The organism is Vibrio sp. (genome assembly GCF_047973365.1).
Lineage (GTDB): Bacteria > Pseudomonadota > Gammaproteobacteria > Enterobacterales > Vibrionaceae > Vibrio.
In genome coordinates, this window is sequence record NZ_JBKEBW010000027.1 from 1 (window position 1) to 20,962 (window position 20,962).

Annotated in this window: 22 protein-coding genes; 10 read left to right on the forward strand and 12 right to left on the reverse strand. The window is 43.0% G+C overall.

Translation table 11 applies throughout. The annotated features are described in order from the left end of the window. Positions 1 to 463: 463 nt before the first annotated feature. Together adk and htpG are read right to left on the reverse strand one after the other, a co-directional pair. The gene (gene adk, locus ACK5MF_RS04480) at positions 464 to 1,108 is read right to left on the reverse strand and encodes an adenylate kinase (protein WP_416919770.1); all 645 of its coding nucleotides are present in this window, start codon (positions 1,106 to 1,108) and stop codon (positions 464 to 466) included. A gap of 363 nt (positions 1,109 to 1,471) precedes the next feature. Then, entirely contained in the window at positions 1,472 to 3,376 is a 1,905-nt protein-coding gene (gene htpG, locus ACK5MF_RS04485; RefSeq protein ID WP_416919771.1) for a molecular chaperone HtpG, read from the reverse strand. A gap of 294 nt (positions 3,377 to 3,670) precedes the next feature. Here htpG and ACK5MF_RS04490 point away from each other — a divergent pair, with 294 nt between their 5' ends. Genes ACK5MF_RS04490 through ACK5MF_RS04500 form a run of 3 tightly spaced genes read left to right on the forward strand, consistent with a single transcriptional unit; the run spans position 3,671 to position 5,448 of the window. After that, the gene (locus ACK5MF_RS04490) at positions 3,671 to 4,603 is read left to right on the forward strand and encodes a winged helix-turn-helix domain-containing protein (RefSeq protein ID WP_416919912.1); all 933 of its coding nucleotides are present in this window, start codon (positions 3,671 to 3,673) and stop codon (positions 4,601 to 4,603) included. Next, a complete protein-coding gene (locus ACK5MF_RS04495) occupies positions 4,600 to 5,115 on the forward strand; it encodes a regulatory protein ToxS (protein WP_416919773.1) in 516 nt (171 codons plus the stop codon). Before ACK5MF_RS04490 ends, ACK5MF_RS04495 begins: the two co-directional genes overlap by 4 nt. A gap of 54 nt (positions 5,116 to 5,169) precedes the next feature. Next, complete coding sequence (locus ACK5MF_RS04500) at positions 5,170 to 5,448, forward strand: SelT/SelW/SelH family protein (RefSeq protein ID WP_416919775.1); 279 nt, start codon at positions 5,170 to 5,172, stop codon at positions 5,446 to 5,448. A 46-nt stretch (positions 5,449 to 5,494) separates the two neighbouring features. Here the strand turns inward: ACK5MF_RS04500 and yfcE are convergent, their stop codons facing one another. The 5 genes from yfcE to ACK5MF_RS04525 form a co-directional block, all read right to left on the reverse strand. Beyond that, positions 5,495 to 6,043 (reverse strand): phosphodiesterase, encoded by a 549-nt coding sequence (yfcE, locus tag ACK5MF_RS04505; protein WP_416919777.1) that lies wholly within the window; start codon positions 6,041 to 6,043, stop codon positions 5,495 to 5,497. Positions 6,044 to 6,214: 171 nt separating this feature from the next. Further along, on the reverse strand, positions 6,215 to 6,622 hold the full coding sequence (locus tag ACK5MF_RS04510; RefSeq protein WP_416919779.1) for a CBS domain-containing protein: 408 nt from the start codon (positions 6,620 to 6,622) through the stop codon (positions 6,215 to 6,217). Further along, positions 6,619 to 6,969 (reverse strand): P-II family nitrogen regulator, encoded by a 351-nt coding sequence (locus ACK5MF_RS04515; RefSeq protein WP_416919781.1) that lies wholly within the window; start codon positions 6,967 to 6,969, stop codon positions 6,619 to 6,621. Before ACK5MF_RS04515 ends, ACK5MF_RS04510 begins: the two co-directional genes overlap by 4 nt. Then, on the reverse strand, positions 6,959 to 7,768 hold the full coding sequence (locus ACK5MF_RS04520; protein ID WP_416919783.1) for a DUF1538 domain-containing protein: 810 nt from the start codon (positions 7,766 to 7,768) through the stop codon (positions 6,959 to 6,961). Before ACK5MF_RS04520 ends, ACK5MF_RS04515 begins: the two co-directional genes overlap by 11 nt. Continuing rightward, on the reverse strand, positions 7,765 to 8,499 hold the full coding sequence (locus ACK5MF_RS04525) for a DUF1538 family protein (RefSeq protein ID WP_416919785.1): 735 nt from the start codon (positions 8,497 to 8,499) through the stop codon (positions 7,765 to 7,767). The genes ACK5MF_RS04520 and ACK5MF_RS04525 overlap by 4 nt, the downstream gene beginning before the upstream one ends. A 203-nt stretch (positions 8,500 to 8,702) precedes the next feature. Here ACK5MF_RS04525 and ACK5MF_RS04530 point away from each other — a divergent pair, with 203 nt between their 5' ends. The 4 genes from ACK5MF_RS04530 to ACK5MF_RS04545 all read left to right on the forward strand — a co-directional run bounded on the left by ACK5MF_RS04530 (position 8,703) and on the right by ACK5MF_RS04545 (position 12,311). Further along, entirely contained in the window at positions 8,703 to 9,617 is a 915-nt protein-coding gene (locus ACK5MF_RS04530; RefSeq protein ID WP_416919787.1) for a TIGR01777 family oxidoreductase, read from the forward strand. 309 nt (positions 9,618 to 9,926) lie between these two features. Then, the gene (locus tag ACK5MF_RS04535) at positions 9,927 to 10,781 is read left to right on the forward strand and encodes a co-chaperone YbbN (RefSeq protein ID WP_416919790.1); all 855 of its coding nucleotides are present in this window, start codon (positions 9,927 to 9,929) and stop codon (positions 10,779 to 10,781) included. Positions 10,782 to 10,935: 154 nt separating this feature from the next. Further along, entirely contained in the window at positions 10,936 to 11,865 is a 930-nt protein-coding gene (locus ACK5MF_RS04540) for an SPFH domain-containing protein (RefSeq protein ID WP_416919792.1), read from the forward strand. Then, the gene (locus ACK5MF_RS04545) at positions 11,862 to 12,311 is read left to right on the forward strand and encodes an NfeD family protein (RefSeq protein WP_416919794.1); all 450 of its coding nucleotides are present in this window, start codon (positions 11,862 to 11,864) and stop codon (positions 12,309 to 12,311) included. The genes ACK5MF_RS04540 and ACK5MF_RS04545 overlap by 4 nt, the downstream gene beginning before the upstream one ends. 66 nt (positions 12,312 to 12,377) lie before the next feature. Here ACK5MF_RS04545 and cueR read toward each other — a convergent pair whose 3' ends face one another. The 5 genes from cueR to zipA all read right to left on the reverse strand — a co-directional run bounded on the left by cueR (position 12,378) and on the right by zipA (position 18,160). Beyond that, a complete protein-coding gene (cueR, locus tag ACK5MF_RS04550) occupies positions 12,378 to 12,776 on the reverse strand; it encodes a Cu(I)-responsive transcriptional regulator (RefSeq protein WP_416919914.1) in 399 nt (132 codons plus the stop codon). A gap of 62 nt (positions 12,777 to 12,838) precedes the next feature. Further along, positions 12,839 to 13,645, reverse strand: coding sequence for a hypothetical protein (locus ACK5MF_RS04555; protein ID WP_416919796.1), 807 nt, complete (start codon positions 13,643 to 13,645; stop codon positions 12,839 to 12,841). Between the two features lie 75 nt (positions 13,646 to 13,720). After that, positions 13,721 to 14,731 (reverse strand): porin, encoded by a 1,011-nt coding sequence (locus ACK5MF_RS04560; RefSeq protein ID WP_416919798.1) that lies wholly within the window; start codon positions 14,729 to 14,731, stop codon positions 13,721 to 13,723. 488 nt (positions 14,732 to 15,219) lie between these two features. After that, the gene (gene ligA / locus ACK5MF_RS04565; protein ID WP_416919800.1) at positions 15,220 to 17,229 is read right to left on the reverse strand and encodes an NAD-dependent DNA ligase LigA; all 2,010 of its coding nucleotides are present in this window, start codon (positions 17,227 to 17,229) and stop codon (positions 15,220 to 15,222) included. 64 nt (positions 17,230 to 17,293) lie between these two features. Further along, positions 17,294 to 18,160, reverse strand: coding sequence for a cell division protein ZipA (gene zipA, locus ACK5MF_RS04570; RefSeq protein WP_416919802.1), 867 nt, complete (start codon positions 18,158 to 18,160; stop codon positions 17,294 to 17,296). 237 nt (positions 18,161 to 18,397) lie between these two features. Here zipA and cysZ point away from each other — a divergent pair, with 237 nt between their 5' ends. From cysZ to ACK5MF_RS04585, 3 genes are all read left to right on the forward strand, one after another. Continuing rightward, a complete protein-coding gene (gene cysZ, locus ACK5MF_RS04575; protein ID WP_416919804.1) occupies positions 18,398 to 19,141 on the forward strand; it encodes a sulfate transporter CysZ in 744 nt (247 codons plus the stop codon). 171 nt (positions 19,142 to 19,312) lie between these two features. After that, complete coding sequence (cysK, locus tag ACK5MF_RS04580) at positions 19,313 to 20,281, forward strand: cysteine synthase A (RefSeq protein ID WP_416919806.1); 969 nt, start codon at positions 19,313 to 19,315, stop codon at positions 20,279 to 20,281. A 296-nt stretch (positions 20,282 to 20,577) separates the two neighbouring features. Beyond that, positions 20,578 to 20,835, forward strand: a complete 258-nt coding sequence (locus ACK5MF_RS04585) for an HPr family phosphocarrier protein (protein ID WP_102940220.1) — start codon at positions 20,578 to 20,580, stop codon at positions 20,833 to 20,835. The last annotated feature ends 127 nt before the right edge of the window (positions 20,836 to 20,962 follow it).

The window sequence follows — 20,962 nt, forward strand, 5'->3', positions numbered from 1 at the left end:
TATCCCACCCTCAATCACAGTATTGGTCTGACTAAGTATTGGGCTTTGCGCTATTTTGGACGCTTACCCACCAGTACCGCCGAAACAGATTACGGTTAGTTGTGTACATCTAACTTCCTATGGCTTCCTTCAGACCCCACCGTTAGCCCGTGACGCCCTTGCCATTCGGATTGTCTTCCCCTTAGTCAGGGTGACTCCACTTTCTTTCAAGTGGACGGGTTTGCCAGCTTTGCTGGGCAAACAAAAAAGCGACCTTACGGTCGCTTGAGTTGTTGACAAAGCCCCTTTCCGTCATTCCTGCGAAAGCAGGAATCTATTTACAGCATGCGCTTTTATTAGATTCCAGATATTTCGTTCCGAAATTCTGGAATGACGATGTTGGGTTTGACATCAGTCTGAAGCGACCTTTTGGTCGCTTAACTATAACAAAATTCTAAAAAATTTTGATAATAGGTATTAGCTATTATGCTAATGCCTTTTCGATATCAGCACTGACTGCAGCAACTTGCTTAGTACCGTCGAATTTAAGGTACTTGGTGTTACCAGCAGCCGCTTCTTTACCGTAGTATTCGATCAGTGGTGCAGTTTGGTTGTGATAGACACCTAGACGTGCACGTACGGTTTCTTCTTTATCGTCGTCACGGACAACAAGATCTTCACCAGTGACGTCATCTTTACCTTCAACTTTAGGTGGATTGTACACCACGTGGTAAGTACGACCAGAAGCAAGGTGAGCACGACGACCGGCCATACGCTCAACGATCACATCGTCAGCTACGTCAAATTCGATCACGTAGTCGACATCAATGCCCATTTCTTTTAGGCCATCAGCCTGAGGGATAGTGCGTGGAAAACCATCCAATAGGAAGCCTTTTTCACAATCATCTTGTGCGATACGCTCTTTGATTAGACCAAGAATGATTTCATCAGAAACTAGCTGACCAGCATCGATTACAGATTTAGCTTGTTTACCAAGTTCTGTACCTGCTTTGATAGCGGCACGTAGCATGTCACCAGTAGAGATTTGTGGAATACCGAACTTCTCCATGATGAATTGAGCTTGTGTACCTTTACCAGCACCTGGAGCACCCAGAAGAATGATGCGCATGTTTAATCCTCTTTAGAAAAAAAATTTATACCGAAGCTCACTATATCCATCCTCAATTCTTAACCTTACAAGGGCACGTTACGAAGAGAAAACCTTTCATTTGAGAAACGGTAAGTTTCGGTATAACAGTTAATACAGCGAGCGATTGCAAGCTGGCGTGCAAAATACACGCGTTGATAACCTTATTCAAGCTTCGCATTCTATCACATAAATTTGCCTCTCTGGCGAATCTAAGACTAAAGAATACAAACAGGTGTTTAAGCATCAAACACGTTCATTACATTTCAATACAAATAAGCGGTATTCAATCACTTTCAATAAAAAAGCCCGCACATTGCGAGCTTTTTTTATTCATCAAGATTATTAAACCTTAGTCAGAAGCTGGTTCATAGCCACTAAGAATTGAGAAGGATCGGCCATTGAGCCGCGCTCAGCCAACATTGCCTGCCCAAGCAGTACTTCAACCCAACGCCCGAACGCTTGTTCGTCCGGTTCATCAGACATCATCTTAACCAACGCGTGATCAGGGTTAATCTCAAAAATGTACTTCACTTCAGGAACCGCCTGACCAGCGGCTTCCAATAGTTTTGCCATTTGAGTGCCCATCTCAAAATCATCAGTCACAACAACGGCGGGGGTCGTCGCAAGCTTAAATGTCGTGCGAACATCTTTCACACGGTCACCTAAGTAGCCTTTGATTCGCTCAACAACCGATTGGAACTCTTGTTCTGTCTCTTTGTGCTTTTCTTTTTCTGCTTCGTCTTCGAACTTGCTTAAATCAAGACCAGCTTTAGTGATTGATTGGAACTGTTTACCATCGAACTCAGTTAAATAGTTCATCAGCCACTCATCAATACGGTCATACATCAGAACAACTTCGATACCCTTAGCCTTAAACTGCTCTAGGTGCGGGCTGTTCTTCGCCGCTGCATAGCTGTCAGCCGTTAAGTAGTAGATCTTATCTTGGCCTTCTTTCATGCGTTCAACATAAGAAGCAAGACCAATGGTTTGCTCAGCGGAGTCGACCTCAGTTGAAGCAAAGCGCAGTAGACCGGCAATCTTCTCTTTGTTTGCCATGTCCTCCGCTGGACCTTCTTTCATCACTAGACCAAACTGTTTCCAGAAGGTTTGGTATTTTTCTGCATCACTACTTGCCATGCGTTCAAGCATAGTCAGCACACGTTTGGTGCAAGCATTGCGTAGAGACTGAGTTACTTTGTTGTCTTGCAAAATTTCGCGCGACACGTTTAGTGGTAAATCGTTTGAATCAATCAAGCCGCGCACAAAACGCAAATACGAAGGCATGAACTGCTCTGCATCATCCATGATAAACACGCGTTGTACGTACAGTTTGAGACCTGATTTGTGGTCACGGTTCATCATATCCCAAGGTGCTTTCGACGGTATGTATAGCAGACTGGTATAGTCATTCTTACCTTCAACCTTGTTGTGGCTCCAAACTAATGGTTCGGCAAAATCGTGCGACACGTGCTTGTAGAACTCTTGATATTCTTCATCACTAATATCCGATTTGCTGCGAGTCCATAGCGCTTGCGCCTTATTGATTTGTTCCCACTTTTTGTTACCCGTTTCTTTACCTTCGTCGTCACGTTCTTCCGTTTGAATAAAGACTGGAATACCAATGTGATCAGAGTATTTGGAGATAACATCACGCAGACGCCATTCTGACAGAAATTCTTCACCCTCTTCGCGAAGATGCAGAATGATATCGGTACCTCGGCTCGCTTTTTCAATCGACTCAACCGTGTATTCACCTTCACCTTCTGAATGCCACTGTACAGCTTCATTGCTCGCCGTACCCGCTGCGCGAGTACGAACCGTCACCGCATCAGCAACGATAAAGGCCGAATAAAAACCAACACCGAACTGACCAATTAATTGAGAATTTTTAGTTTGTTCATCAGAAAGTTTGGAGAAAAATTCTGCGGTGCCTGATTTCGCGATGGTACCTAGATGGTCAATCACATTTTCGCGAGTCATACCGATACCGTTATCAGAGATCGTTATCGTTTTAGTCTCTTTGTCGAATGACAGTTTAACACCAAGGTCAGCATCACCTTGGTAAAGATCAGAATTAGATAACGCCTGGAAACGCAGCTTATCGGCAGCGTCTGAAGCATTAGAAATCAACTCACGCAGGAAGATCTCTTTGTTTGAATACAAAGAGTGAATCATAAGATGAAGTAGTTGCTTAACTTCCGATTGAAAGCCACGAGTTTCTTTGTTTGCTGTCGTTGTTTCGCTCATTTTAGCTCCATAACATCACATTAGAGATTTCTCACCGCCAATTTAACAAAAACTGGCTAGGCTAGAAATATAACAAGTTGCTAAATAAGTAAGGGCTTTGAATGTAAATTCAAGGTCAGCAATGCCAAAAAACACTGTTTTTTTTATTTATATTGATTATGCTTGGCACTGTTTTATATCAAGGAAGATAAATATCCATCGCAGTCTTAACTCATTCTTAACTCGATGACATGGAGACTATCGCTAAGTTAGCCGTGATTTAAGACTCAAAAAAGATAAATGAAGACGATATTGATGACGGGCATTGGTACAAAATTTCTCCTCGCAGACAGATTTACATTCGATTCAATCAGTAACACTCTTATTGATAATGTTTTTGACGACGAACTCGTTCGTCTGGGAAGCAATGAAAGTCGTATTCTCCTGCTATTTTGCCAACGTCCAAACGAAGTGGTTACTCGCAACGAACTGTATGATTTCGTATGGCGAGAGCAAGGCTTTGAAGTCGATGACTCAAGCTTAACCCAAGCTATCTCTACCTTGCGTAAACAGTTAAAAGACTCCACAAAATCGCCACAGTTTGTAAAAACTGTGCCTAAGCGTGGGTATCAGTTAATTTCAACCGTTACGGATATCTCTGCAGCAGAAGCTAAAAATTATCTCAGTGGTGACGATGAGATAATTGTTGCTGAAGATGACACTCACACCAGAGTTGAAGATGATCCTTCACCACTAACCGCAACTGACAACTTACTGTCTGAAGGCGTGTTGAACAGTGAACCAACACCTGAACCAAAGCAAACACAGATTCAGACGACATTAGGTCCTAACGCAACAACGCCTAAACGTCCGGTAGACTTATGGTCCAAGCTGTTATTGTTATTTTCCATACTGCTGCCTATTTTTGCGGTGATGTTCGCAAGCCCGACCGAGTCTGAATTTCGCATACTTGGCCGCTATCAGGATGTGATCGTCGAAACACCGATAAACCACCCTGACTTAACACAGTGGTTACCTTCGATTGAGCTGTGTATCAATCAATATGTAACCGAATATCAAGGCGAATTTGCGGTAGAGAAAGTGATTGCGACTGGCGGTAACAACGACGTATTGATCTTAAATTACATCCACAAACCATTGTATTCTTCAGCCAACATCACGCTGAAAATTGTCGCAAACCAAGATGAAATAAACAAAGTTTGTCAAACAGGGGCATCATCAAAATGAGAAAAATTGCCGTAATGATGAGCGTTGCCTCTATCGCACTCAGTAGTTGGCTTTATTGGGGCAGCGATTTAAAACTTGAGCAGGAAATTTCTTCGCGTGAGTGGCAATCAAAAACTGTGACTGTGATTGAACACACCAAAACTCACCAACCGATTGGGCCACTTCGTCGCGTCGACATTTTGTCAAATGTGAAGTACTTACCTAACGGAACTTATTCACGTGTTTCCAATATTGTTTTGTACGCGGAAAACGACGACAATGCGCAAAACATCATGAATATCTCAGAAACGGGAAAATGGGATGTGAGTGACGGCTACCTACTGGTCACACCAGCCAAGTTTAGGAATGTTTCACAAAGCCAGAATCAAGACTTCACAGCAGAAGAGCTTGAATTAGTAACACAAATTTTCAAAATGGATGCCCAGCAAAGTCGCCGTGTCGATATCGTCAATGATTATACTCTGCTGCTAACAAGTTTGAACCACGGATCCACCGTTCTTTTTAGTAATTAGCTTTTTTATAACTAGCAAAAGTTGCCCATTCAAGGAATCGTAAATAAGGCATATATGGACAAGGCAAAGATAGATATCTTTTACTGCCGCCAGTGTAACTGGATGCTAAGAGCAACTTGGATAAGCCAAGAGCTATTACATACTTTTAGTGAAGAGATAGAAAGCGTATCGCTCCACCCAGATACCGGTGGACGCTATGAGATTTTTTGTAACGACGTGCAGATATGGGAACGTAAGAAAGATGGCGGATTCCCTGAAGCCAAAGAGCTGAAACAGCGTGTCAGGGATCTTATCGACCCTGAACGCGATCTCGGCCATTCCGATAGAAAGTAAATCAAGAGCTCAAACGAGCTCTTGATTGCTATTTAAAGCACCACTATCAAATCAACGTCTGTGCTATCACTTCATTACCATCGAGAGATAAAACACTCAGCGTCTTTCCATCCAGTAACCCATAACTTGGAGCAAAGCCGTTTCTAGGGAATGTCACAGAACCTGGATTGAAGAAATACCCTTTATCCCACATTTGGGCGGATGGTATGTGAGTATGCCCATGAACCAAAACATCACCATTTCCCATCGTCGGACATTTCTCCTGATTGTAGAGGTGTCCGTGAGTGAGAAAAATTCTTTGCCCAGAATCTAACATGACCCAAGCGTAATCAGACATCATAGGAAATGAGAGTAACATCTGATCGACTTCACTGTCGCAGTTGCCCCTTACAGCCATAATTTTTGCCGTATAACCATTAAGCAGTTCAGCGACAGCGGCGGGGTTATACCCTTCAGGGATAGGATTTCGAGGTCCGTGGTTAAGAAGATCACCAAGTAAAATCAACGCGGTCGCCTTGGACTTGTCAAACAAAGCGAGCATCTTTTCCGTCGCCGGCAGAGAACCGTGCAAATCGGAAGCAAAAAACAGTTTCATCGTAGACCTCTTAACAAAAACCATAAAAGTGTAATGGTTTATAGCCAAACTACTTGAAGTTGCAGGTAGGCGGCAAGTGAGTGAATCCCCATGAGCATAGATAAACTATGCGATGGGGGTGAACGAACGTAGCCAACACCGCTGCCGCTTCAAGTAGGAAGGGTATAGTCGTTAATCGTCATCTCTTGCCATACCGTTCAGCACAATATTGTTATAACTCACCATACCGATCACCTTGCCGCCGTCAATAACTGGCGCTCGACTGATACCAAAGCGTTCGAACAAACGAGCGCAATATTTCACATTCATATCCGGTGACACAGAGAGTGCTGGCTTAGTCATAATTTCATAAATGTTAGTACGTTGCGCAGAGCGGTTTTTTGCCAACACTTTCTTTGCGATATCATTCATTAACACGATGCCATACTCATCATCGTCATGGCGCTTATCGACAATTAATGCTTTCACCAAGTGCTTTTTGGCAAGCTGAATACCTTCATAAACTGTGGTTAATCCATCAACAATCACATAAGTATTAGCCATAACATCTCTTACGCGAATTTTGTCTTCTAGATTCATAGATTTTCCTCCACAACTTTACTTAATCGTTCAACCTGATGTGCAACACCAACGGCATCTTCTATATCAATTTGAATGGCGATACCCTGCCCAGAAGTGGCATCAAATTCGCCAACTTCATTGATGGTTTCAAGAATATGGCGAGATAAATGCTCTTCGACCACGAGCAAAATAACGTCTTTTTGTACTTCTAGGGTTAAACCAAAAAAAGTTCTCTTTTTATTAAGCCCTTCACCGCGAGCATTATTAATTACCGTAGCGCCAGTTGCCCCAGCTTCTCTTGCGGCATCAAGCACTAAATCCGTTTTTGCATCTTCGACAAACGCTAGAATTAACTTAAACCGCATTGTCTTTCTCCTTTATCGTTGCATCTGTACACTGAGATTTTCGATTAAGCCACTGAGTAATTTGTGCGTACCCCATTACCGAGATAATAGGAAATAAACTGGCAAAGGCGATGAGCCCAAAGCCATCAATCATTGGATTCCGCCCGGGAACGGTAGAAGCTAAACCCAACCCTAATGCGGCCACAATCGGCACGGTTACGGTGGAAGTGGTAACACCGCCTGAGTCATAAGCCAAAGGCGTTATCAACTGTGGCGCAAAGAAGGTTTGAATAACGACAACCACATATCCAGCGATGATGTAATAATGAATGGGGTCGCCAACAATGATCCGATAACAACCAAGAGTGATACCAATAGCCACACCCAATGCTACTGCAACTCTCAAACCATTGACTGATATTGCCCCACCAGACACTTGATTCGCTTTAATGGCAACCGCAATCAACGATGGTTCAGCGATAGTGGTACTAAAGCCGATAGAAAATGCAAACAGATATACCCAGTAGTAATCCACCCACTCAAGTTTTTCGCCAAGGCTTATTCGATATTCTGTAAGTAAATCCGGTGACGTTAACTGCATCGCCATGGTTTTTCCTAAAGGAAACAGCGCAAACTCTAATCCAAGCAAAAACAGCGTAAGACCAAGAATCACATACACAAACCCCACCAGCACCCTCATTGGGTTTGCCACCGGTTTACGCAAAATAACCAACTGAAAGCCGATAATGATAACCGCTATCGGGAAGACGTCCTGCAGCGTGGATATCAAAGTGGAATAGAAAGTGGAGAGTGAAATCATGTCATCACCATGCCAAATGCCATGACAAAGATCATCGGCAACAATGAAGCAAATGCGATAAGACCAAATCCATCCAGCATAGGATTTCTGCCTTTGATCGCAGAAGCAAGCCCAATACCTAAAGCTGTCACTAAAGGAACCGTAATGGTTGAGGTCGTCACACCTCCTGAGTCATAAGCCACGCCGATAATACTCGGCGGAGCAAAAGCCGTCATAACAACCACAGCGACATAACCCATCGCAATCATATAATGGAGCGGCCAACCTTTTATAATTCGAATCACCCCCAATACGATGGCAATCCCTACTGATAAAGCAACCGTCAGCCTCAGACCATTGGCATAGCCTTTCATCTCTTGTTCTGAATCGACAATCATCCCACCTTCTGCCGCCACTTTTGCCGCTTCAGTAGCAATAGAGGTGAGCGCTGGCTCAGCAATGGTCGTTCCAAACCCCAAACAAAAGGCAAATGCCAATAGCCAGAAGACGCTCCCTTTTCTCGCAAAGGCTTGAGCCATAGACTCACCAATTGGAAACAATCCCATTTCTAAACCGAAAATAAAGAAAGTCAGCCCGAGAACGACGAGAATCAAGCCAAACAACACGCTGAGAAAATTAGGAAAGACATCCGGCAAAACAAACCATTGGAAAAAAGCGATGACCATTACGATTGGCATCAAATCTCGCACACTTACTAACATCGCTTTCAACAGTGCTGCCAATCCGGACATACTTCCTCCTATCGTTCTATTCGCCACTAGCATGACAAAAGAGCCTTTAAGTCGCTGTGACCTAGGTACAGGGCTGAGGAAAAAATGATCGCAAGCAAAACAGTGTATTGGCAGCGACCATTGAATCTCGTACTCTGATAGAACACAGAAGAGCTTCGAGTAAGCCTAGAATAATGCCTATACTTAGCGACAAAGGAGAGGCTATGAACATATTGATTACTGGTGGGACAGGCTTTATTGGCCGTGAGTTATTGAAGCTACTCATGACCGAGCAGATAACCGTGTTAACGCGCAATACTGAAAATGCCAAACGCCAACTCAACCATATTCATAGCGGGAATCTTAATTTCATTAACTCTCTGCAGGATTTACAGGATCTCAATCACTTTGACGCAGTGATTAACTTAGCCGGAGAACCGATTGCCAATAAGCGTTGGAGCAAGAAACAAAAGTCACGCATTTGTCGCAGCCGTTGGGACATTACTGAGCAATTAGTATCACTCATTCACGCCAGCACTAAACCACCAGCAGTATTCATTAGCGGTTCTGCGGTTGGCTATTATGGCGATCAACAATCTCATCCTTTTGATGAGAGCTTGCATGTTCATCACGAAAGTTTCTCTCATCAAGTGTGTGATACGTGGGAACAAATTGCTGTGCGGGCACAGTCAGACAGAACCAGAGTCTGCATTCTGAGAACCGGGGTGGTCCTTTCACCTCAAGGTGGTGCGTTACAGAAAATGCTTCCACCGTACAAATTCGGGGTGGGTGGCCCCATTGGTTCCGGTCAACAGTACATTCCCTGGATACATATGACAGATATGGTTCAGGCAATTATATTTCTACTCACAACCGAACATGCACAAGGTCCTTTTAACCTCAGCGCACCACACCCTGCAACGAATGCACTATTTAGCCAAAATCTAGCATCTGTGATTAAACGCCCTCACATCTTGTTCACACCTAAGTGGGCGATAAAACTACTCATGGGAGAAGCGGCGGAACTGTTACTCGATAGTATGCGGGCAAAGCCTAAAAAATTGACCGAGTTAGGATTTCAGTTTCAGTTTTCTCATATCGAACCCGCACTAAAAAATTTACTTCAACACGCGGGTTAACTTTAGCAAGGTATTAAATATATTTTTCTTAGCGAGAACATTGTCATTGATTCGCAACATTCACCGTCAATACTGCGCAGATATTAAGCAAACTATTTATATTAAGTAAGGTGTGTTGAGTTCATCTATGACATTAAACCAGTGTAATTGGCTTGGTATTTGTATTGCACTCATTGTAATTGTGTCTCTCTAATACCTTACAATACCCCCAGTAGCCAACGATTATTAAAGGCTTGAATTGCTAAATTCCGCCCCCATTTTAATTGCATACCATCAGTGCTCAAAATGCAGTTGCTATAAGGAATGCCCATGCAGTCACCCTATATTGTTGACGTTAGCCAACACAATTTTCGTCAGGTACTTGAAAGCTCAGCATCAACACCCATCCTGTTTTACTTTTGGGCACCCGTAAGCCAAGAAAGCGTTCAGATGATCCCTGCACTTCAGCAACTGACGCAACAATACAGTGGTGTATTCACATTGGCGATGCTGAACTGCCAGGATGAACAAGCCATTGCAGCTCAATTTGGTGTGCAAGCTTTACCAACCATAGCCTTATTTATCAATGGACAGCCGGTCGATGGCATCGGAGGTCCTCAACCTATCGAAGCCGTACAACAGATGCTGAACCGTCATTTACCTAGCCAGGAGGAAATGACATTCAATCAGGCATTAGAGTTAATTCAAACTCAGCAGCACCAACAAGCGCTGTCGCTTCTTTTAACATTACCTGAAGATCTAAAACGCAAAGGCGACGTAAAACTTGCACTGGCAGATTGCTTTATTGAAACAGGACAGATAGAAGCCGCAAAAGCTGAGTTGCAATCTATCCCACTAGAATATCAAGATAGCTACTACAAAAGCCTAATAGCGAAACTAGAACTGCATGACCAAGCCTCTAACAGCCCAGAAATTCAGGCGTTGGAAACAGCACTGTCCGCCAACCCAGGTGATGCCAAAATCGCGGTGGAACTCGCAACTCAGTACCATCAAGTGAAACGAGATGAAGAAGCACTTGAACTTTTATGGCGCTTTATAAAATCCGATTTGAATACACTGAATGGTGAGGTAAAAAAAACCTTTATGGATATTCTTAATGCTATCGGTCAAGGTAACAGCATCACCAGCAAATATCGCCGTCAGCTATACTCTCTCCTATACTAATCAACACTATGGATAGGCAGGTCAATAACACCTGCCTTTTTTCTGAAGTCAATTACAAAACCGATGCCAATATATTGTCCATCAATGAACTATACGACACACTGCATATCGGGCTAGTTACCCCATTACATAATTAACTCAATAAGGACATGTTATGGCGTTTGATTCACTCATTGCTATCGGTGTGTTTGTTTTTCTGGCAATTGTTTTCATTTTTTCAGCGGTCAAAACCGTTCCTCAAGGAAACAACTGGACCGTAGAACGGTTTGGTCGCTACACCCACAGCTTAAAACCGGGTTTGAATATAATTATTCCATTTATTGACAGAGTTGGACGTAAGATCAACATGATGGAACGGGTGCTTGATATCCCCGCTCAAGAAGTCATCAGTAAAGATAACGCTAACGTTGTTATCGATGCAGTCTGTTTCGTTCAAGTCATCGACGCCGCAAAGGCAGCGTATGAAGTGAATGACTTGGAAAACGCAATTCGTAACCTCACGCTCACCAACATGCGTACGGTACTCGGCTCCTTAGAACTCGATGAGATGCTCAGTCAGCGTGACATGATCAACACCAAATTACTGGCCATTGTTGACCAAGCAACCAATCCTTGGGGTATCAAAGTCACTCGGATCGAAATCAAAGATGTACAACCACCTACAGACCTGACTGAGGCGATGAATGCGCAAATGAAAGCAGAGCGTATGAAACGTGCATCGATTCTCGAAGCCGAAGGTGTTCGCCAGGCGGAAATTCTTAAAGCAGAAGGTCAAAAGCAGTCTGAAATTCTCAAGGCTGAGGGTGAGAAGCAAGCAGCAATACTGCAAGCGGAAGCCCGTGAACGTGCAGCAGAAGCGGAAGCGAGAGCCACTGAAATGGTTTCTCAAGCAATCGCACAAGGTGATATGCAAGCGGTGAATTACTTTATAGCACAGGGTTATACCGATGCATTGAAAGCCATTGGCCAAGCGGAAAACGGTAAAATCATTATGCTTCCGTTAGAAGCTACGGGGCTCATGGGTTCTGTCGCTGGCATCGCTGAAATGTTCAAACAAACCAACAAAAAAGAGGTTGATTCTTGATTGAATTATTATCTGAGCTAAACCATTGGCACTGGTTAGCGTTTGGCTTATGCCTGCTAGCCATCAAGCTATTGGGCACAGCTGGCTATTTCCTCTGGCTTGGGATATCTGCCCTGATTGTGGGCGTGGTTGTCGCTTTCTTACCGATAAGTTGGCAACTGCAATGGATTTCATTTGCAAGCTTCTCACTTATCACCACTTGGTTATGGTGGAGAAAGCAGCTCTCAACAGACAAACAAGATGATGCGCAACGAGCGTTGAATCAGAAAGATAAGCAGTTGATTGGCAGAACCTCTGTTGTAGAACAGGACGTAGAAAGTGGGCAATTTCGTCTGGTACTTGGCGATACCACCTGGACAGCAGAATGTGATATGCCATTAAAAACAGGAACTCGAGTAAAGGTGGTTCATGTTGATGGCATTGTGGTAAAAGTCGAGCCGATTTAATGCTGTACCTAACCAATAGTTGTTGCTAAAGAAAATAGGCAAACTGAATAAATGGCTTGCCTATTTTCAACGGCAACAATGTCCCTTTAAGTCATCAATGATAGGACACTCACTCCCTTCATCGCCTGGGCATTCCTGTACCCATACTTCAAGTTGCTGCTTAATCACTGTGAGCTCTTTAAGTTTCTGCTCAACATTCTTGAGTTTCTGCTGTGCTTTTTCTTTCACCGCAAAGCTGCTTCTTTGCGGATCGTTCGCTAAATTAAGCATCGCTTTACACTCATCAAGACTAAAGCCAACACCTTTGCATCTTGCAATCAGATTCAGATCATCCACATGCTGGTTGTGATAATCACGATAACCATTGTCTAGTCGATGTGGCGGCTTAATCAGCCCTTTTTGTTCATAAAGCCTGATCGATTTTGCCGTTAGCCCGGTCTTTTTAGATACTTCACTGATGTTCATAATTAAACTGACACAAATTAAAGACACAGCTAGACCATGCCTTTAATTTATCAAAATAGCAATTATTCCTGACGGATCAGCCAAGATAAGATCTCAGACTTCTCGTCCTTAGTGGCTTTTTGATACCAATAAGCCATCATTTCAACGGGTTTACTCTCTGTTTGAATGACCTTGGTAACCGAAGTTCTTTGACTAAATGCCCAGTCAGCAAACTGCTTTTGCTCTTGCGCAGAACCTTCATTAAACCAGTATTGAACCATATCTTGAGATTTACTCTTGATCTCTGCAGGTAATGTTGTCACAGCTACTGCTTGTTGAGGCTGTTTATTCATGACATAAGCAGCTTCTTGTTTAACGGCATTAAAATACGCTTTAGGTACAGAGAACATGACAACATTTTTTTTAGTCTTAGATGCCAGAGTGAACTCTACTTTATCGCCTTTGAATTGAGATATTGATGCTTCGCTTAAAGGAAATTGAAACCATTGTGTGACAGTGCAGTGTTCGGTACATGTTTCCGCTTGCGGACGATAGTCAACAATCAATGTTTGTTCATTGTTTACAGTAACACTATCAAATCGGTCATAACTTTTAAATGTGGTAACATTCATGTCAACATAAGATTCGTTTACATCAACATTAGATTCTTTGGCAAAATTGCCGACATAAAACAGTGACGATTTAACCACGTCAGTACCGGTAACAGCGTGACTATCGGGCATTATGTCCTTGGCAACCACCTGCACGTAGTTGTGCCTTTCCTTTACCGAACTCGCGACATCATCAAATGCACTAGAGCTGTCTAACGTACTGCAGCCACTTAAAAGTAAAATCGCAGAAGCTAATAATGATGTTTTATTTATCGTCATACTCATTGTCCTTGAGAGCTAGGTAAAACACCGGCGCTAGGCCGGTGTTTTGATTAAGAAAAACACGTGGAACAATTAGAAACCATATTCCATACCGATACGCACAAATGCTTTTTTGTCATCGGCGTTATAAGCATCATGTTGACCTACACGTAAGTAAGGTACAAAGCCATTTTTCACGTACATGAGCTGAGCAGACAACACTTCATCATCATCGCCTTGCTTCGCACCATTCACTTCAGACTCGAGGTTTGCCGCGTAACCCACTTTCACACCCCAAGGGCCGTTCCAGTACTGACCGATAATAGAGTATTGACCTTGTTCCGCTTCTTGCCCCGCGTAAGCGGTATGTTTAGATTCACCTTCGTTATACTTATAAGAACCCGCTAAACCAAAGCCTGCTGGCAAAGGCAATTCGAAACCAACGATGTAAGCCGTAGAATCGATAGTTCCACCACCATATTTAGCATTCGACTCGTAACCACCGTGTAGGGTAATGATGTCCGCAACGTTATAGTGAATACCGAAGCCTAAGTGGTTTGAACCATCAACACTGGTATCACCACGCCCCACTGAAGCATTGAAAGTTAAACCACCAAACGCTGGTGAGTCATATCGTGCAATATCGCCTTTACGGTCATAGTGAGCTTTAACGTCACCGCCCCAGTCAAACACTCGACCTAGACCTGGGTTAGAATATGGCCAGTCAACAATTTCATATAATGGCGTTAGCATACGACCGAAGCGAACTTTACCCCAGTCACCTTGTAAACCTAAGAATGTGTCACGAGCACCAAGTGTTGAACCTGTGCCATCTTCACCAACATAACCTGATTCGATTTGCATGAATACGTTCACGTTATCAAACATGTCTTTGCTGGCACGGAAACCAATACGAGATTCGTTTTCGTAGTCATAGCCCGAACTGTCTTCCTGATAGAAAGCAGATATTGCAGCAACACCGTAGGCATGAACATTGAAATCAGAAAGGACGCCGATTTGGCCGGTTTCGCCTTCTGCGAAGGCTGATGTGGACGCGATAGCAATCGCCGCACCAAGAAGGGTGCGTTTACATACTTTTTCCATGGAAAAACTCCTAAAAAATAGTCATAGCTGTTTGTTTTGTCTCTCTTAAGTTGGCCGCCGAAGAGAAGACTAATTTTTGAGTATTATTGCGATTAAAATCGCCTTAAAAACTCTGAATGTACGAGTACATTCATATAACTAGACTAACTTGATAGAGTAAAACATCAATGAGAACTTAATTTTCGACTAAAAAAATATGAACTCGAGCAAACTTTAACCAAGTAAGTGATCGAGATCTCAATCTCAAGAAGGAAAATTCAAATAAATAAAAACTTTGTTAAAAAACAATCAAATAGAAAAATAATATTTTACACAAATTGAAATTAGTCGCATATTTTTAAAGAAATATATGAGCAGATACAAACGGTTACATTAGATGAGTTGACGGGCTACAATGAAGTTTGTGACAAATATGTTTAAAGTTATTTTATGCATAAAAATAAAAGCCTCTGCAGTTATCTACAGAGACTTTTTTAAAATCAACCTTGCTACTTCATCAGATCTAATAGATCTTGTTCATCACGGATTTCAACCCCTAACTCTTGTGCTTTGGCTAACTTTGAACCCGCAGCTTCACCTGCAAAAAGAATGTCAGTGTTTTTCGAAACGCTGCCCGTCACTTTCGCACCTAACGCCTGTAGCGCTGCCTTAGCATCACCTCTAGAGAGCTGAGATAAAGAGCCCGTTAACACAACAATTTTGCCAGCCAGAGGTTGAGGAGTATCGTCATTTTTCGGCTCAATGTCTTGCCATTCAACACCAAGCTCCATCAGTTCCTCAATCACTCTTTGATTATTCTCCTGAGCAAAGAAACTATGAATATGATTGGCTACAACATGACCAACATCTGGCACTTCAATTAATTGCTCAACACTCGCTTTGCTTACCGCGGCCAAATTAGAAAAATATTGCGCTAAGTTCAGCGCGGTAGCTTCACCAACTTCTCGGATACCTAATGAATACATAAATCGAGGTAGCGTCGTTTGCTTTGATTTTTCAAGCGCATTAACAATATTTTGTGCAGACTTTGGCCCCATACGCTCGAGAATGGTCAGTTCACCAGCACGCAGCTTAAATAGATCGGCTGGTGTCACTACCATTTCTTTATCTACCAGTTGTTCAATCACTTTGTCACCCAAGCCATCAACATCCATGGCTTTGCGAGAGACAAAATGTTTCAACGCTTCTTTACGTTGAGCCTGACAAACCAAACCACCAGTGCAACGAGCAACGGCTTCACCTTCTACACGTTCAACCGCAGACTGGCATACTGGACAAGTCGACGGGAAAATGATGTCTCGAGCTGTTTCTGGACGCATTTCTTCAACCACAGAAACAATTTGTGGGATCACATCACCTGCGCGGCGAATGATCACCGTATCACCAATTTTTACACCGAGACGATCAATTTCATCGGCATTGTGCAGCGTGGCATTACTTACGGTAACCCCACCGACAAATACGGGGTCTAATTTTGCCACTGGGGTGATCGCCCCAGTCCGACCAACCTGAAATTCAACATCGTTCAAGGTTGTCATTTCTTCTTGCGCAGGGAATTTGTATGCAATTGCCCAGCGTGGTGCACGAGCCACAAAACCAAGCTGCTCCTGAAGTACAATGTCATCCAACTTGATCACAACACCATCAATTTCATAAGGCAGTTCCGCCCTACGCAGTAAGATGTTTTGATAGTACGCTTTGACGTCATCCAAAGACGCAACTCGCTTGGTCTCAGGGCACATAGGCAGCCCCCAACCTTTTAGCTGGATGAAGCGGTCATAGTGGCTAGATGTAAGCTCTCCGCCTTCAATAACACCGACACTGTACGCGTAGAAAGCCAGTGGTCGCTTTGCGGTAATTCGCGAATCTAATTGACGTAAACTTCCCGCAGCAGCATTTCGCGGGTTAACGAATACCTTTTCACCTTTTTTCACCGCCAACGCATTCATTCGCTCAAAGCCGGCTTTTGGCATGAAAACTTCACCACGCACTTCGATGCGTTGCGGCCATGAATCACCTTGCAGTTTTAAAGGAATAGACTTTATCGTGCGCACGTTTTCTGTGATATTTTCGCCGGTCGCACCATCACCTCGTGTTGCGGCTCTCACTAAAACGCCATTTTCATAAAGCAGACTAACCGCAAGCCCATCCAATTTAGGTTCACAACAAAATGCAGCTTGCTTTGCCGCTGGAACGCGGTCGCCCATACGGCGATTAAATGCGTTTAACTCATCGTCATCAAATGCATTGTCCAGAGACAACATGGGGATTTCGTGAGTAACGGGCTCAAACCCACTGAGTGGCATTCCCCCCACTCGCTGGCTTGGTGAATCAGCAGTAACTAGCTCTGGATTAGCTTCTTCTAAGTCGAGTAACTCGCGCATTAAGCGATCGTATTCAGCATCGGGAATCGTCGGGTCATCTTCAACGTAATAGCGAATCGCATGAATATGTAACGTTTCTCTGAGTTCTTTTAGCCTTTGCTCTACGTTTTGCATTTGTTATTCTCTCGAATCATGAAAAAAGGCTCCGACTTGGAGCCTTTTAATAATAACGGTTCACTTACTGCTGATCAGCTTTCATCTTGAAATCTTGAATTTGTTTTCTATAAGCATCTAGACGATCTGGAGTCATCATGTTACGCGCATCATCCAGTACGTTGCCGCTTAAATCATCTGCGATTTGTTGCGCCGTTTTCAACATCAATTTGAAATTCTGTGCTGGGTCGCCAAAACAAGGCAAAGTCATAAAAAATGAAATACCCTTAGTTGTAAACTCTGCCGGATCATCATGTTCTAATGTTCCAGGCTGCATCATATTAGCAACGCTAAACAACACTTTTCCTGTTCCGGACATATCTGCATGGCGATGGAAAATATCCATCTCACCATACAGTAAACCATTTTGCTGCATGCTATCGAACAGCTTAGTACCGACAAATGGTTCGTTGCCTGAACAATGAACATTCACTACGATCACATCCACTTCATTAGATTGAGAAGAGGGCCGATCTTTATCATCCGCGATGGTCGTCTGCGCGTCAGGGTTCGCTACAGAAACACCGTCATCGATTTCTTTTTCAGCCACCATAGAAGGGATTTCAACTTCCACAGTTTCCTCAATGGTTTCTAACGACGTTTCATTGTCAAAAATAGGGTCATAATCAGAAATCAATGGATCTTCTTTTGGCTCTGCATCTGAGAGACCAAAATCCGGCTCTTTACGCTCCTTACGAATAATCTCGTAATCGTCTTCCGGAGCAAATGCACGCGACGGTACTAAATCTTCTTTCTCAACATCTATCTTACCAAATGGCTTATCGCCAAACTTAGATTTCCCTTCTTTCTTGTTGGTCCAAAGACCATGAAACAGCAAAGCGGCTATCGCTAGCGCGCCGACAATAATGAGTACGAATCGCAATTCCTGCATCTTAAACTCTCAGCTTCTCGATTTTTGATGTCCTGAATTTCACGCTTTCGAAGAACGTCAACCAGAGGCAAAATTTCTTATATCCGGATACTCTACCAAAACTCTACCCCGATTTAGAACAACTTAATGTTATAAGTTGAGATAACAATGTGATTTTTAGCACTCTTTCATTCTGATTTCGCTTGATTACAATAGAATATTCAACTTTATGACACGTTAATAACACATGGAATAGCTATGCAATTGAAACAGCGCTCTGGCTTGGGTTATTTTTTTTACGGATTCGAATTGGCTGTCTCACCCGGCATTCGACGTTTCGTAATTCTACCACTACTGGCCAATATATTATTAGTAGGCGGCGCCTTATATTATCTTTTCATTCACTTAGATGAGTGGATCAACAGTTGGATGGGACACATTCCCGGCTTTTTATCCTGGCTTAGTTACCTACTGTGGCCACTGTTAGTGTTGACGATTCTGGCGACTTTTTCCTATTTTTTTAGCACATTAGCAAACTTTATTGCCGCGCCTTTTAATGGACTACTGGCTGAAAAGGTTGAACAAAAGCTAATTGGAGAAAAAATTAATGAGGACGGAGTGTTAGATTTCGTCAAAGACGTTCCGCGCATCATGGCTCGAGAATGGCGCAAGCTGGTCTATGTGTTACCTAAGGCGATTGGGTTATTTATCTTGCTGTTGATTCCAGCAGTTGGGCAGACCATTGGTCCCTTTGCGTGGTTTATCTTTACCGCATGGATGCTAGCGATTCAATACTGCGACTACCCGTTTGATAACCATAAAATTTCGTTTCAGGACATGAAAAACAGTTTGAAACAAAAACAAAGCAAAGCTTATGGCTTCGGTATTCTGGTCGCCTTTCTGACAACAATACCTATTATTAATCTAATCGTAATGCCTGTCGCTGTTTGCGGCGCTACCGCAATGTGGGTGAACGAGTTTAAACGAGATTACAAAAGTTAACAAAGCAATGTCATAACTTAAGTTAGGTAAACTGCTGAAAGAGCTCTTCTATCTATAAGATATAACGATTTAATCCTTTTACCTTTTCAAGTGAACACATATGCTCTTTTCGTATCCGCTAACGTATCGTCTTACCGATACCCAAACATGCGCAATGAAGGAATATAAACAATGAGCAAAATCTACGAAGACAACTCACTTACTATTGGTAACACACCGCTAGTGCGACTAAATAAAGTCAGCAAAGGAAAAGTATTGGCGAAAGTTGAATCTCGCAACCCAAGCTTTAGTGTAAAATGCCGTATCGGTGCCAATATGATTTGGGAAGCAGAGAAGCAAGGCTTACTTAAACCGGGTGTGGAACTAGTAGAACCGACTAGTGGTAACACAGGTATTGCTCTTGCCTTTGTTGCTGCAGCTCGCGGTTACAAACTAACACTAACTATGCCTGAATCAATGAGTTTAGAACGTCGTAAACTGCTTAAAGCACTAGGTGCAAACCTTGAGCTGACTGAAGCGGCTAAAGGTATGAAAGGCGCTATTGCTAAAGCTGAAGAAATTGTTGCAAGCAACCCAGCAAAATATCTGCTACTACAACAGTTCAACAACCCAGCTAACCCTCAGATCCACGAAAAAACGACTGGTCCTGAAATATGGCAAGCGACGGATGGTCAAGTTGACGTATTCATTGCAGGTGTTGGTACAGGTGGCACGCTAACAGGTACAACCCGTTACATCAAAGGTGAAAAAGGTAAAGCCATTATCTCTGTTGCTGTTGAACCAGCAGAATCGCCGGTGATCACTCAAGCACTTGCAGGTGAAGAAATTAAGCCAGCACCGCACAAAATCCAAGGTATCGGCGCTGGTTTTATCCCTGGCAACCTAGATTTAGACCTGATTGACCGCGTTGAAACAGTCACTTCAGAAGAAGCCATTGATATGGCCCGTCGTCTAATGGAAGAAGAAGGTATCCTTGCAGGTATCTCTTCTGGCGCAGCAGTTGTTGCAGCCAATCGTTTGGCTGAACTTCCTGAATTTGAAGGAAAAACAATTGTAACTGTGCTACCAAGTTCAGGTGAACGTTACCTAAGCACAGCCCTATTTGCAGGCATTTTCAGTGAAAAAGAAAACCAGCAGTAATAGGTGGTTAAATCAAATTTTCCGCTAAAAAAGCCCCTTTACGGGGCTTTTTTGTTGACCCTATTGCTACCTTTGGTAATATCACCCTGTTTTATTTTTAGCTTCAAAATAAAGAAGCGCTAAAAATTCAAGTTCAATGGTAACTGCCCACTCACAGGGAATACGATTGACGAATTTTAGATCAGTATCAGTTCTAACACGAAAAGCGCGTTACTCTGCTAGCAGAATCGTAGTTCTACGGTTAAGCTAAAACTGGTTAATAAACTTACAAAAAATAAATTATTGGGGTATATCACATGTACGAGAAGAAAGTAGAAATTACTGCAGAAAACGGTCTTCACACTCGTCCAGCAGCACAATTCGTAAAAGAAGCGAAAGCTTTCGATGCGGATATCACTGTAACTTCTAACGGCAAAAGTGCTAGTGCAAAGAGCCTATTTAAGCTTCAAACACTAGGCCTTGTTAAAGGTACTGTAGTAACTATCTCTGCAGAAGGTCCTCAAGCTCAACAAGCTGTTGACCACCTAGTAGCACTGATGGACCAACTTCACTAATCAGGTCTATTCCTATTCAAAGCCATTTTACGTAAGTAAAGTGGCTTTGTTGGATATTATCCAAAGAATAAGCTAAAAATATCTTTAGCACCTGCGTCCATTTATCTCCCGTTTACAGTTGACCAAT